Source organism: Tardiphaga sp. P4_G1 (assembly GCF_056401215.1).
Genome location: NZ_JBFUJU010000001.1, coordinates 424,823 through 438,337, shown reverse-complemented (window position 1 = coordinate 438,337; position 13,515 = coordinate 424,823). Strand labels below are relative to the sequence as shown.

The 13,515-nt window shown below is 62.6% G+C and carries 11 protein-coding genes and 1 tRNA gene; 3 read left to right on the top strand and 9 right to left on the bottom strand.

Features of this window, described 5'->3' with window-relative positions:
* Positions 1-54: 54 nt before the first annotated feature.
* From AC1DUY_RS02150 to AC1DUY_RS02130, 5 genes are all read right to left on the bottom strand, one after another.
* Positions 55-2,928: a valine--tRNA ligase gene (locus AC1DUY_RS02150; protein ID WP_478111922.1), complete on the bottom strand. Its 2,874-nt coding sequence runs from the start codon at positions 2,926-2,928 to the stop codon at positions 55-57.
* Positions 2,929-3,104: 176 nt separating this feature from the next.
* Complete coding sequence (locus tag AC1DUY_RS02145) at positions 3,105-3,848, bottom strand: PopZ family protein (RefSeq protein ID WP_478111920.1); 744 nt, start codon at positions 3,846-3,848, stop codon at positions 3,105-3,107.
* 291 nt (positions 3,849-4,139) lie between these two features.
* On the bottom strand, positions 4,140-5,531 hold the full coding sequence (locus AC1DUY_RS02140) for a TolC family outer membrane protein (protein ID WP_478111918.1): 1,392 nt from the start codon (positions 5,529-5,531) through the stop codon (positions 4,140-4,142).
* A gap of 232 nt (positions 5,532-5,763) precedes the next feature.
* Positions 5,764-6,342, bottom strand: coding sequence for a protein-L-isoaspartate O-methyltransferase family protein (locus tag AC1DUY_RS02135; RefSeq protein ID WP_478111916.1), 579 nt, complete (start codon positions 6,340-6,342; stop codon positions 5,764-5,766).
* Between the two features lie 151 nt (positions 6,343-6,493).
* Positions 6,494-6,568: transfer RNA gene (locus AC1DUY_RS02130), tRNA-Asn, on the bottom strand.
* A gap of 276 nt (positions 6,569-6,844) precedes the next feature.
* On the opposite strand from AC1DUY_RS02130, the gene AC1DUY_RS02125 reads away from it, so the two are divergent.
* On the top strand, positions 6,845-7,018 hold the full coding sequence (locus AC1DUY_RS02125) for a hypothetical protein (protein WP_170849674.1): 174 nt from the start codon (positions 6,845-6,847) through the stop codon (positions 7,016-7,018).
* A gap of 48 nt (positions 7,019-7,066) precedes the next feature.
* On the opposite strand, the gene AC1DUY_RS02120 is transcribed toward AC1DUY_RS02125, so the two are convergent.
* Genes AC1DUY_RS02120 through AC1DUY_RS02105 form a run of 4 tightly spaced genes read right to left on the bottom strand, consistent with a single transcriptional unit; the run spans position 7,067 to position 11,835 of the window.
* On the bottom strand, positions 7,067-7,771 hold the full coding sequence (locus AC1DUY_RS02120; protein WP_093758551.1) for an ABC transporter ATP-binding protein: 705 nt from the start codon (positions 7,769-7,771) through the stop codon (positions 7,067-7,069).
* Positions 7,758-9,638, bottom strand: a complete 1,881-nt coding sequence (locus tag AC1DUY_RS02115; RefSeq protein WP_478111913.1) for a branched-chain amino acid ABC transporter ATP-binding protein/permease — start codon at positions 9,636-9,638, stop codon at positions 7,758-7,760. The genes AC1DUY_RS02120 and AC1DUY_RS02115 overlap by 14 nt, the downstream gene beginning before the upstream one ends.
* Positions 9,635-10,510 (bottom strand): branched-chain amino acid ABC transporter permease, encoded by an 876-nt coding sequence (locus tag AC1DUY_RS02110; protein WP_068736430.1) that lies wholly within the window; start codon positions 10,508-10,510, stop codon positions 9,635-9,637. Before AC1DUY_RS02110 ends, AC1DUY_RS02115 begins: the two co-directional genes overlap by 4 nt.
* Positions 10,511-10,518: 8 nt before the next feature.
* Positions 10,519-11,835: an ABC transporter substrate-binding protein gene (locus AC1DUY_RS02105; RefSeq protein ID WP_478111911.1), complete on the bottom strand. Its 1,317-nt coding sequence runs from the start codon at positions 11,833-11,835 to the stop codon at positions 10,519-10,521.
* 346 nt (positions 11,836-12,181) lie between these two features.
* On the opposite strand from AC1DUY_RS02105, the gene AC1DUY_RS02100 reads away from it, so the two are divergent.
* Both AC1DUY_RS02100 and AC1DUY_RS02095 read left to right on the top strand, forming a co-directional pair.
* Complete coding sequence (locus AC1DUY_RS02100) at positions 12,182-13,153, top strand: LysR family transcriptional regulator (protein WP_478111909.1); 972 nt, start codon at positions 12,182-12,184, stop codon at positions 13,151-13,153.
* 173 nt (positions 13,154-13,326) lie between these two features.
* Complete coding sequence (locus AC1DUY_RS02095; RefSeq protein ID WP_068736432.1) at positions 13,327-13,506, top strand: hypothetical protein; 180 nt, start codon at positions 13,327-13,329, stop codon at positions 13,504-13,506.
* The last annotated feature ends 9 nt before the right edge of the window (positions 13,507-13,515 follow it).

The window sequence follows — 13,515 nt, the reverse complement described above, 5'->3', positions numbered from 1 at the left end:
AAGCCCGGCCATGACGAACATTGAGACTTGTAGCAGTCGCGGAATTGCGGCGCATCACACCGCGTTCTTGAGCCGCTCCAGCGCTTCCAGCGTCTTGGCCTTGCGGGCCTCGGCTGCCTCGCGCTTCTCGCGCTCTTCCTCGACGATCTCTTCCGCTGCGTTGGCGACGAATTTCTCGTTGGAGAGCTTGGCGTCGGCGCGCTTGATATCGGCTTCGGCTTTCACCAGTTCCTTGTCGAGACGGGTCTTCTCGGCGCCGAGATCGATCACGCCCTTCAACGGCAGCGCTGCGACCTCGCCGCGGATCAGAAGCTGCACGGCGCCCTGCGGCGCGACCTCGGCGAAGGATATGTCGCCGAGACGAGCGAGGCGCTTGACGACATCGCTCCAGCGCTGGGCACGGGCTTGAGTTTCGGCAGACGCACCGGCCAGCACGAGTGGCGTCAATGTTGCCGGCACGATGTTCATCTCGGCACGCACCGAACGAACCTCCGTCACCAGGTCGATGACCCAGCCGATTTCGGCTTCGGCGGCGTCATCCTTGAAATCGGCGACCGGTTCGGGATCGCCCATCAGGATCGGCGCGACGATCGGATCGCTCGCGGCGGTCGCGATGATCAGCGCTTCCTGCTCGCGCGTCAGGCCGCTCGCCTTGCGCGACCACGGCGCTAGCGCCAGCAGACCGTCGCGCGGCGCCGTCACGGCCCAGAGTTCTTCCGTGATGAACGGCATGAACGGATGCAGCAGCTTCAGGATCTCGTCGCGGGCCCAAGCGACCATCGCGCGGGTTTCGGTCTTGGCCGGACCGTCCTCGCCCATCATGAATGGCTTGGCGAGTTCGAGATACCAGTCGCAATACACGTTCCAGACGAAGCGATAGGCCGCGCCCGCCGCATCGTTGAAGCGATAGGCTTCGATGGCTTCGGTGACTTCGCGCGTTGCCTTCACGGTCTCATGCGCGATCCAGCGGTTGAGCACTTCCTTGGCCTTGGTCGGATCGAAGCCCGCCGGCAGCACGCACTCGTTCATTTCGGCGAAGCGGCAGGCATTCCAGAGCTTGGTCGCGAAATTGCGATAGCCCTCGACGCGCTGGGTCGCGAGCTTGATGTCGCGGCCCTGTGCGGCCATCGCAGCCAGCGTAAAACGCAGCGCGTCGGCGCCGTACTGGTCGATCAGGTTCAGGGGATCGATGACGTTGCCCTTCGACTTCGACATCTTGGCGCCCTTCTCGTCGCGGACGAGGGCGTGGATGTAGACGGTCGGGAACGGCACGTCCTTCTTGAAGTGCATGCCCATCATCATCATCCGGGCGACCCAGAAGAAGATGATGTCGAAGCCGGTGACCAGCACATTGGTGGGATAGTAGCGATCCACATCGACCGAGCTCTGCGGCCAGCCCAGCGTCGAGAACGGCCACAGCGCCGACGAGAACCAGGTATCGAGCACGTCTTCATCGCGCGTGATGAAGCCCTCGCGCTTCGCTGGATCGAGCGCCATCTCGTGGCCCTGCTCTTCCGTGATCACTTCCTGCTCGACATAATAGCCGAGCGCGTTGCCGACCGCTTCTTCCTCGGTCTCGGCGACGAACACCTTACCATCCGGGCCATACCAGGCCGGGATCTGATGACCCCACCAGAGCTGGCGCGAGATGCACCACGGCTGGATGTTCTCCATCCATTCGTAATAGGTCTTTTCCCAGTTCTTCGGCACGAACTCGGTCGCGCCGGTGCGCACCGCGGCGATCGCTGGCTGTGCCATGGTCTTGGCGTCGACGTACCACTGGTCGGTCAGATAGGGCTCGATGACGACGCCGGAGCGGTCGCCATGCGGCACCATATGCGTGTTGGGCTCGATCTTCTCCAGGAAGCCGAAATCTTCCAGCCGCTGCACGATGGTCTTGCGCGCCTTGAAGCGCTCCATGCCGTGCAATTCTTCGACCAGCTCTGACGCCGCGAGCGGCAGTCCGCGCAGATAGTCCTCGTTGTCGGCGAGTGCGAGCTTGCCTTCGATATCGAGGATGCTGATGCGTGCAAGGCCGTGGCGGTTGCCGACTTCGAAGTCGTTGAAGTCGTGTGCCGGCGTGATCTTCACCGCGCCGGAGCCCTTCTCCGGGTCGGAATATTCGTCGGCGACGATCGCGATCAGGCGGCCGACCAGCGGCAGAACCACGTTCTTGCCGATCAGATGGGTGTAGCGTTCGTCATCCGGATTCACGGCGACGCCGCTGTCGCCGAGCATCGTCTCGGGACGCGTGGTGGCAACGGTGATGAACGAGGTCGGATCTTCCGGATCGAAATTCTTGCCTTCGAGCGGATAGCGCAGATGCCAGAGGTTACCCTTGACCTCGACCTGCTGCACTTCGAGATCCGAAATCGCAGTCAGCAGCTTTGGATCCCAGTTCACAAGGCGCTTGTCCTTGTAGATCAGGCCCTCGCGGTGCAGCTGCACGAACACCTTGATGACGGCCTCGGACAGGCCCTCGTCCATGGTGAAGCGCTCGCGCGACCAGTCACAGGATGCGCCGAGGCGCTTCAACTGATTGACGATGACGCCGCCGCTCTCGGCCTTCCACTTCCAGACGCGTTCGAGAAATGCCTCGCGTCCCATGTCGCGGCGACCGGGCTCCTGGCGCTCCATCAACTGGCGCTCGACCACCATCTGGGTCGCGATGCCCGCATGGTCGGTGCCGGGCTGCCACAGCACATCGCGGCCGCGCATGCGCTCGAAACGACAGAGCACGTCCTGCAAAGTGTTGTTGAGGGCGTGGCCCATATGCAGCGAACCGGTGACGTTCGGCGGCGGGATCACGATCGTATAGGGCTCGGCATCCACCCGGTCCGCGCGGCCCGCCTTGAACGCGCCTTCGGCTTCCCAGGCAGCGGCGATGCGGGTCTCGATATCGGCGGGCTGATAGGTCTTTTCGATCATGACAATTCAATCAAATCAGGGGTTTTTGGCCACGGTTTTGAGGCCTGGGGCGAACGCAGGAAGCCGATGGCGCTAGAAACCCGCCAGCGCGGCTCAAGTCAACATATAGGGCTGTTTAGCCACCCCGGAGGGCCAAACGAAGGCCCCGAAAGGCCGTCGTTGCTTGTCTCGCGGGCCTAGCGGCCGCCACCGCGTGAGACGCGCTCGATCTCAGCCTTGACGATGCGCTCGACGAGGCCCGGCAGGTTGTCGTCCAGCCAGGACTTCAGCATCGGACGCAGCATCTCCTTGACGAGATCCTCGAGGGTCCGCGCATTGTTGCTCAGGACCGTATTGGCCAGCGCATTGAAGGCCGACTCCACGGACGACACGGTGCTGTGCGACAGGATCTGCTGCTGCGGTGCGACCGGGGGCGGATCATAGGACGGCGGGTCGAAGCGCGGTGCGGGGCGTTGGCTGCTGGCGGCTACAGCTTCGGCGAATTCGAGGTCGTCATCCGGCTCGACATGCTGGAATGCGGGTTCCGGCTCGGGCGCGGCGACCACCATCTCGTCGGTCAGTTCGAATACGTCACCGTCGGGCTGCGCCGGGCGCACCTCTTCCTCGGTGGTCGCGGCTTCCAGGCTAGCCAACATCGCGTCGATGTCGTCCTGGCTGTTGGAGGCAGCAGGCTCCGGCGGCGGCGGCGCGGGCTTCGGGGCTGGCGGCGGTGCTTTGGCGGCAGCAGCCTGCGCGGCAGGAATCGCCGACGGCGGGATGTCTGTCATCGCAGCAGGCTTGGGTGCAGGAGCCGGCTTGGGCGGCGGCGGAGGAGCAACTTCGGCGACGGCCGGCTTCGCTTCGTCGTCGGCGATGATACGTCGGATCGACGCCAGAATCTCCTCCATCGAGGGCTCCTGGACCTTTGCAGGTTGCGTCATGTCCGACTCCGCATCATCAACGCTCTCGTCAATATTTTACACCAGACGAGGCTGAATTTGCGGGTTGTCGTTTTGACGACCGTTCGATTCAGCGCGTAAGCCTGACTTGTCCCCAAGATCAAGCGACGCCTGACCACCAACTGTCGCGTGGGAAATGCCCAAGGAATTAGGAGAGGCATTCCGAATCGCTAAGCCAGCAATGCAAACGGTACGTCATCGGACAAATTGATTGCAAGCAAAGGGCCGCACAAGCGGCCCTTTCGACACGATATCAGGTGATATCCGAGCGCGTTAGCGTCCGTCGGGCGTACGCACGCCGACCCAGCTATCGCGCACCTGATGATAGTGCACGCTGGGGTCATACACATTGGTGTTCAGCTTCATCACCATCGGTGACAGACGGCCAACTGCGTTGAGCACCGAGTATGATGCCACCACACGATCATGCTGCGCCGTGACAAGCGCGACGCGCGCGTTCACCAGCGCCTGCTGGGCATTCAACACGTCGAGCGTGGTGCGCTGGCCGGCCTTGGCTTCTTCGCGAACGCCGTTCAGCGCAATTTCGGAAGCCTGCACCTGTGCCTGTGCGGACGAGACCTGCGCCCTACCCGCCAGCAACTGCCCCCAAGCCTGCACGACGCTCGCGCGCGCCTGATCGCGCGTCTGGTCGAGAGCGAGGCGTTGCTGCGCGAGCGTTTCCTTGGACTGACGGATCAGCGAATATTCGCCGCCGCCCTGGTAAACCGGGACCGACACCTGGGCGATGCCTGATGCCGTCAGACCGCGCGGCTGCGAGATCGACTGTTCCCAACCCTGCTGGATGTTGGCCGTCAGCGTCACTGTTGGAAACAGTGCGCCTTCGTTGACCTTGGTGTTCAGGAAACTGATGTCGACCCCGAACATCGCTGCGGTCACGCTCGGATTTTCAGTGAGGCCGAGCTCGATAGCGGCAGGTAGCGTGGCGGGCAGAAAGCGGTCGACTGGCGAACCTGCCTGCAAAGCCACCGGCTCGTTGCCGATAATGCGGCGGAAATTCGAGCGCGTGGTCGTCAGCGTCGATTCGGCGCTCAGCAACTGCGTACGGCCGGCGGCGAGCTGCGCCTCGGACTGCGCCACGTCGGTGCGGGTGACTTCGCCGACATTGAACCGGTCGCGGGTCTGCTTCAGCGTCTGCTCGAGCACACGCACGTTGCTGCGCTGAACCTCGACGGTGGCCGCGTCGCGCAGGTAATCCATGTAGATAGTCGCGGCGGAAAGCAACACTGACTGTTCCAGCACGCGCAGGCCTTCGCGTGCGGACGATACCTGGCTTTCGGCAGCTCGGGTACGGTTTGCAGTCTGCTGGCCGTTGTACACATTCTGAGTGATGGTCGCGCCAACGGCGCGGGGAACCTGCACGCCGTGAATTGCGGTCGCAGTACCTGCAATGCTGTTGACCGCGTCCGTGTACTGATAGCCGCCGCTCGCGGTGATAGCGACCCTCGGCCGATAACCCGACAAAGCCTGCGGCACGTTCTCGTCAGTGACGCGCACCGAAGCGCGCTGGGCATTCAATTGAGGATTGTTCTGATAAGCGCGAACCAACGCCGCTTCGATCGTATCAGCCAGAACGGGTGACGTTCCGGCAAATGCCAGCAAAAGGGCCACAGCTGCAGCACCGGTGAGAGCTTTTACGCCGCCCATTCTTGGTAATCCATTCATGCCGTTCACTGATCCGGGCGCACACTTATGGCGACCGAACAGATGATGTCCGTTAGCGAGTCTCCACTCACCATATTCCTCGCATGGGCGAGACGGAACCTCTCGTGGAAACTTGACAGTGAAAACTTGGCGAATGGGACATCCAAGCCACACTTGTAATTACCGCTGGCGATATTAGCGGTGCCCCGATGCCCGATAAGGCGGACAGTCGGCCCTAGAAAACGAATGACGGGAGCTTTTCCATGCCCGGCAGAACCGGCGCGGTAGCATCGAACAGGGGGCGGGAGCCAAAATCCTCGTGGGAATGGGTCACGATCACGGCGCGGGCGGGCTTGGTCAGGGCGAATACGCCCACTAGCTGACCATCGGGGGCCAGCTGCTTGTAAAGCCCGGTCGGGAAGACTTCCGTCGCGCCGGCCAGAACGATCAGATCATAGGGGCCGTTCGCGGCATCGCCATCGGCCGGCATGCCGGCCGCGCTGGTGACCTGCCCGGCAAACTGGACGATCACGGCGGCCGCATAGCCCGTGGGGCAACCGACCACCAGAACCTTGTCGGTTGCCTTTACGTCGGAGGCCTGCAGCATCCGCGCCAGCACCACCGGCTTGATCAGAAAGCGATTCGGGGCGACTTCGAGGTCGAGGTCGAGATAGGCCATGGCGCGCTGGCTGGCAGGAACGAACTCCTCGCGCGGCACCGCGAGCATGGCATCGATGATGCGCAAATCGGTGACATCGCTGGGACGCACCTGACCATCAACCATCTTCTGGCGTGCGGTCGAAAAGTCGGACATGAGCAATCCCTTGCAAACGGCTGGAAGTTCCTTTTGCAGGAATTACGGCAGCGCACAGCGGGATGCAAGGTTCGTAAAAACACAGCAGCCAACGCGCTATCGAGGCGGTCCCGAGCGCGGTTTCTGGCAGCCTTTTTTGCGGAAGGATGTTTGGCTCCCCGGGCTGGATTCGAACCAGCGACCATTCGATTAACAGTCGAATGCTCTACCGCTGAGCTACCAGGGAACGTGCGAAGCTTGTTCGCAGGCCGCAGCGTATAACAAAGCGATCCGCGCTTGGAAAGCAGGAAATGCACCTCTTCCCACAGAGGCCGCTAATCGGGGAAAACTCAGAAAAAGCCTCATGTTACGGGATTTTCTTGATGCTCGGCCCGTTCTCACCGGGCCCATGTCGCATGCGCGCGCAGAATAATCTTTCCAACCGTGTCGCTATTTAGTCTTATTGCACCGCAAGACTGCCCGTTGCGACGTTGAACAAGTTCCGAATCGAACGAGGTGACCGATGCCAGCCACGCACACCGACCGCGCGCTTCCGACCGACCTCAACTCCCTGCCCTTTATCAGTGATGACGAATGCGTCACCCGGCTCGCCGAAGCCGTGGAGGCGCATGACAGCGATCACCTCGATGAGGTGGCGCTCCTGATCGGGCGCCTCGCGGTGCCGATCGAAATCTAGGGAATCAGGCAGCCGGGGACCTCGTCCCCGGGGATGATATCCAGGGAATCACATTCCGACGCCGAGGAAGTCCCGCATCAGGTCGGGGCTGGCGTTGAGGTCCGCCGGCGTGCCTTCGAACACCACGTGGCCGTTATTGAGCCCATAAACGCGATTGGCGAAGCTCAATGCCGCCGCAACGTTCTGCTCGACCACAATCATAGTGCGGCCCTCGGCGGCGAGATTGCGTGAGACCTCGACGAGATCACGCACGATCAGCGGCGCCAGGCCCTCGAACGGCTCGTCCAGCAGGATGATGCGTGCATCACGGATCAACGCGCGGGCAATCGCCAGCATCTGCTGCTCGCCGCCCGACAGCGTGCGTCCGGCCGATTTGCGGCGCTCCTTGAGGCGCGGAAACACGTCGTAGATGCGATCGTAGGACCAGGCATTCGGCGCCGTCAGCGCTGCGATGCGCAGGTTTTCCTCGACCGTCAAGCCGCCGAAAATGGCGCGCTCTTCGGGCACAAGCTGGACGCCCATGCCGGCGATGGCCGAGGGCGGCAGGCCCTCGATGGATTTGCCATCAAGACGGATATGGCCGCTGCGCGGTGACAGCACGCCCATGATCGAGCGCAGCGTCGTGGTCTTGCCCGCGCCGTTGCGGCCGAGCAGTGCCACGACCTCGCCCTGCTCGACCCGGATCGACAGGTCGAACAGCACGTGGGAATCGCCATACAGCGTATTGATCTTGTCGACTTCAAGCAGGCTCATGCGCGTGCAGCCCTCCCAGATAGGCGTCCTGCACGGCCGGATTGCGCCGGATCTCGTCGGCGGTGCCATCCGCCAGCAGCCGGCCCTCATAGAGCACAGTGATGCGCTCGGCGAGTTCGAAGATGGCGTCGAGATCGTGCTCGACGATGACCACGGTTCGCGAGCGCCCGATATCGCGAATGAAGGCGCAGGTCGCGAGGCGTTCTGCCGGGCTCATGCCGGCCAGCGGTTCGTCAAGCAGCAATACGTTCGGGCTGGTCGCCAGCGCCATGCCGATTTCGAGCCGGCGCTTTTCGCCGTAGGCCAGAATATGTGCCGGCGTATCGGCGCGTTCGACGAGATTGAGCAGGCCGAGGATCGAGACGATCTGCTCCTCGACGTCGGGAATGCTGCCGGCTCCGCGCAACAGGTCAAAGCGCATCGGGCCGCGACGGCGTGCCAGTGCCGCGATCCGCAGGTTCTTGCGCACCGACAGGTTGGGAAACAGCTGATTGAGCTGGTTGCTTTTGGCGATGCCGAGCTGCGCCGCGCGGCTGACGCCGACACCCGTGACCTTCTCGCCGAACAACAAGACTTCACCGGAGGACGGGCTGACCTCGTCAAGCAGCATCTTGAACAGCGTGCTCTTGCCGGCGCCATTGGGGCCGATCACCGCATGGATCGAGCCCCGGCGGACCTTGAAGGAGACGCCATCGACGGCTTTGAGACCGCCATAGTGGCGGGCCAGAGATCTAGCTTCGAGTGCGATGTCGCTATCACCTGTCATGGGCTCGGCAAGGGTCAGCCTGACCTCCTTGGGCGGCGCGACGGGTTTGGTGGCGACGTCGATATTATGCGCCTCGATGGCTTCGGTTTTAGCCTCGGCCGCCCGTGCGGCAGCCAGGTTACGGCGTTCGTTCCACCAATGGGCGATCTCGCCGCAGATGCCGCGGCGCAGTCCGATCACCAGAATGATGAAGGCGATGCCGAGCACCAGCTTCCACAGGATCGCAAAGCCCGGAATGAGCTGCAGATTGTCGCGCAGCCACAGCCAGACGGCCGCGCCGACCAGCGGACCGATCAGCGTGCCGGCACCGCCGACAATGGTCTGAACTACGAGTTGCCCGGAGGTTTCGAGCGAGAACGCATCCGGCGGCATGTAGCTCTGGAACGAACCGAGCAGACCGCCGGCAAGGCCCGCATAGAGCGCGGCGATGACGAAGGCCGTCAGCTTGTAGGCCGGCACGTTATGGCCGAGCATTGCGACGCGACCGGTGTTCTCCTTGATCGCCAGCAGGATCGCGCCGACCGGCGAGCCGACGATGCGGCGCGCCAGCACATAGCCGAGAAAGAAGATCACCGCGAACAGGATATACATCGGCATGCCCGCGCTGATGCGGATCGCATTGGCGCCGAAGCCGAGCACCGGCACCGGCACGCCGGGGATTCCGTTCTCGCCGCCGGTGTAGTCCGACAGCGGGGAATTCTCGATGAAATAGGCCATCTGGCCGAAGGCCAGCGTGATCATCGTGAAATAGATGCCAACCCGGCGCACGGCGAACCAGCCGACCAGGAGGCCGAACAGGCCGGCTGCAACGGTGCCGATCGCCAGCGCCAGCCAGACGCTATCGATGGTGTGGGACACCAGCAGATAGGCGCTGACAAAGCCGCCGACGCCGAAAAATGCGGCCTGTCCAAAGGACAGCAGGCCCGTCAGGCCGAACAGGATATCGAAGCCGAGGCCGATCAGGCCCCAGTTCAACACACGTGTCAGCAGATCGGTCGAGAAACCGAGATGCGGAAACACGATGGGTGCCACGATCAGCGTGCACAGCACCGCGAGTTCGGGAAGCCAGCCCCGCAAGCCGCCGGAACGAGGACGCATCATGCGCGGCCTTCCGAACCGAACAGGCCTTGCGGGCGCATGATCAGCAGCACCGCCATCAGCGCGTAGAGCATCACTTCCGAATAGGACGAGTTGAAAGCGCTGGTCAGGCTGATGATCTCGCCGGCAATCAGGCCGCCGATGACTGCGCCCGGGAACGAGCCAAGTCCGCCAAGCACGATGACCACGAAGGATTGCGCCATGAAGTTGGCGCCCATGTCCGGCGTCACGGCCACGACCGGCGCATAGAGCATGCCGGCAAGGCCTACGGCGACCACGCCGATGGCGAAGACCAGCAGGAAGGCGCGGCGCACATTGATGCCGAGGATGCCGACCATGCCGGGATTCTCGATGCCGGCGCGGACCACGAGGCCCATCGAGGTGCGATAGAGCACGAGATAGAGGCTGAGCAGCAGGCCGGCGATGATCGCGATCAATTGCAGGCGATAGGTCGGATAGATCAGGAAGCCCATCTGGGTCGCGCCCTGCCCCCAGGACGGCACCGGCACACGCTGCGCATTGCCTCCGAAGGCTGCACGCACGCATTCGACGAGCACGATGCCCACGCCGTAAGTGACAAGGATCTGATCCTCATGGGGACGGTCGTAGAAATAGCGGATGATGATACGCTCGAGCAGGAAGCCGAGCGCCAGCATGAAGCCGCAGCCGACCACGATCGCGAGCACGAAGGACGAGGTGTATTGCAGCAGCACGAAAGCGGCATAGGCACCCACGGCGAACAGCGCGCCGTGAGCGAAATTGAGGACGCCAAGCGTGCCCAGGATGATCGTCAGACCACTGCTGACAAGGGCCAGCAGTGTGCCGAGTGCGAGGCCGTTGAAGGCCTGCGAGATGAGGACGGGCCAGCTTGGCATGGTGATCCTTAGGTGTAGGGGCCGAGCTTGCAGCCGAAGAAGTCCGGCGCGTTCATCACGCTCTCGCCATCCGCAATATCGACGATCTCGTAGAAGTCTTCCTTGTTCTTCATCTCGGACGGCTTCTTGCCGCGCAGGATCGGGATCGGCCGCACCATCTGATGATCTTCGGCACGGAAATAGACCTTGCCGATGGTCGTCTCGTAAGGCTGCGCCTTGGAGCTCTCCATCGCCTTGATCACATCGACCGGATTGAACGTGCCGGCGCGCTCCACCGACATCGCCCACAGATAGGTCTGCATGTAGCCGATATGCGCGCCCCAGCGCGGATAGTACTTGTTCTGCGCCACGAAGCTTTCGACGAAGGTCTTGGCGAGCGGATAGGTGTCCTGCAGGCCCCACCAGAAATCGCAGCTGCCATAGACGCCCTGCATCAGCTCGGCACCGAGCTCCTTGTCCTGGAACGAGGACAGGTTCGGCACCACAAGCTTCATGCGCTTCAGCACGCCGAACTGCTCGGCCTGCTTGGTCGACGCAACGGCGTCGCCGCCGAAGGCGATGTTGACGAACACATCTGCGCCGCTGTTGGCGATGTTCAGGAGCGCCGACGAATAGTCGGTGGTGCCGAGCGGCACGACCTCCTTGGCGACCTGCTTCCAGCCCTGCTCGGCCGAGAATTTGGCGAAGCTGTCATAGACGGTGTGGCCATAGGTGTAGTCGGGCACGAGGAAGGCGGACTTCACGTTCTTGCCGAGCGCCTTGGCGACGACCGGCGCCATCGCCTTCGCGGCCATGTAAGCGTTCTGCTGCGAGCGGAAGCCATAGCGCTGGCAGTTCTTGCCGGTGATGTCGTTGGAGCCGGCGATGCCGACCATGTACAGCACCTTCTCGCGCGATCCGAGTTCTTCGAGCGCAATGGCGCTGGCTGATGACACCGAGCCCGACACCATGATCGCCTTGTCGCGCTGGATGAACTGCGTCGCGCTCTGCACGTCGAGGTTGGGCTTACCTTCGGTGTCGGAGACCTTGTACTTGATCTGGCGGCCGAGCACGCCCTTGCCCTTGAGGCCCCACTTCTGTGCGATGTCGCCGCCGGCATTGATCTGCGCGATGGCCAGTTCATAGCCGAGCTTGAGGTCGCCGCCGTCGCCCGAAAATACGCCGGTGAGCGGGATGGTCAGACCGACGAACACAGAATCCGCCGTGACGCCTTCCGGAAATGTACCGATCGTCGCCGGCGATTGCGCGAACGCGCTGCCTGGAAGCAAGAGGCCCGCGGCAGTGCCGACTCCCCCGAGCAAAAGCTGTCGACGGTCAAACTGCATGACACACCCTTCTTGTTCGATCACCGCCGCCATTGGCCAGTGAGCTGCGATGGGGGCTGGCCCCCGCGAAATTGAGCTTCTGGAACGGCATGCCGTCGCGACTCTCGTGGTGCCTGCGAGATCATCGCAGGAGCCTCATTCGTGGTCACTCGCTGAACCTGAAATACCGGCAGCGCTGCGTCCGCAAAGCGAGAGAGACGGATCGTTCTTTGTTCCCGTCAGGCTAGGTTGCTTCGGATCGCACGGGGTATAGACAATCCTGCAAAGGGCCTTGCAGACTGGCTTTTCCACCGCGACATGGCGTCCCAGCGACGCGCACTGGCACAGCTCTTGCTGTTACTCTCGGATGGACAATTTCAAATCGCTCGATTGGGATGACCTCAAGGTCTTCATTCACGCGGCGCGCGGCGGCAGCCTTGGCAGTGCGGCCAAGCGCCTCCGGGTCGATCAATCCACCATCAGCCGCCGCATCGCGCATCTGGAGAGCACGCTGGGCGTGGCGCTGTTCGAGCGACTGCCGTCGGGATTGAAGGTCAACGAGACCGGCGACCGCCTGCTCTGCCACGCCGAACGCATCGAGAGCGCGGTGATTGCCATGCGGGAAGACGTGCAATGCGGCGGCAGCCGTATGGCCGGCCGGGTCCGTCTCGCCACGATGGAAGGCATCGCCTCGCTCTACCTCGCCTACCGCTTCGTCGAATTGCGAAAACAGCATCCGGACCTGACCGTCGAATTGCTGACATCACCGCAGAGCGTCTCGGTGAACCGGCGCGAGGCCGATCTGTTTCTGAGCTTCTTCCGCCCGACCGGTCAGGGCATGGTCTCGGAGCGTATCGGCTGCTTCCAACTTGGGCTCTATGCGTCGCAGAGTTACCTGGACGCACATGGCATGCCCAAGAACGCATCCGAGCTCACGGAGCACTGCTTCGTCACCTATATCGACGACCAGATCCAGCTCGACTCGGTGCGCTGGCTCGATGACATCATCAAGAGCCCGCCAGTCTCGTTCCATTCCAACAGCATGTGCGCGCAGATGAACGCTGCGGCCGGCGGCATCGGGCTCGTGCTGCTGCCGAGTTTTGCGACGGCGCGCCGTCCTGACCTGATCCCGGTGCTGCACGACAAGCTGTCCACCACGCGAGAGCTGTGGATCAACGTCCACAATGACCTGCAATTCGTGCCGCGTATCCGCGCGGTGTCGAGCTTCCTGAAGTCGACCTTCAAGGCAGATCCCCTGATGCAGGCCAGTACCAAGGGCCGCAAGATGCTGGATACGCTGCTGGAGACCGACACACCCGCTACCGAGCAAACAGTTTGATGTTACCGCGAACCATTTGATCGGTGCCGGGAAACCCCACACCTGATTCAATGAGGTAAACGTCCCGGTAACCATGACGGGCCTCGCGTGTGGATCGGTACAATTTGAACGATCCATTCAACAGCCCAACAAAGGCTTTGCGTCAGATTGCTCCCAAGACAGGGAGCTAGAAGATGAGCGAAGCCGAATTTGACTATCTGCTGGAGACGGTCCGGGCCGAAATCGAGGCCGATGTGCGGGACGATCTGCGCAGCCAGGAAATGTTCTTCGCCCCGATTCCGACCGCTGCGAACGACAATGACGGCCCTTGGCCGCTGATCCCGTTTCCGGATGGCTGGCAGGCCTCCTGCTGATCTTGTGTC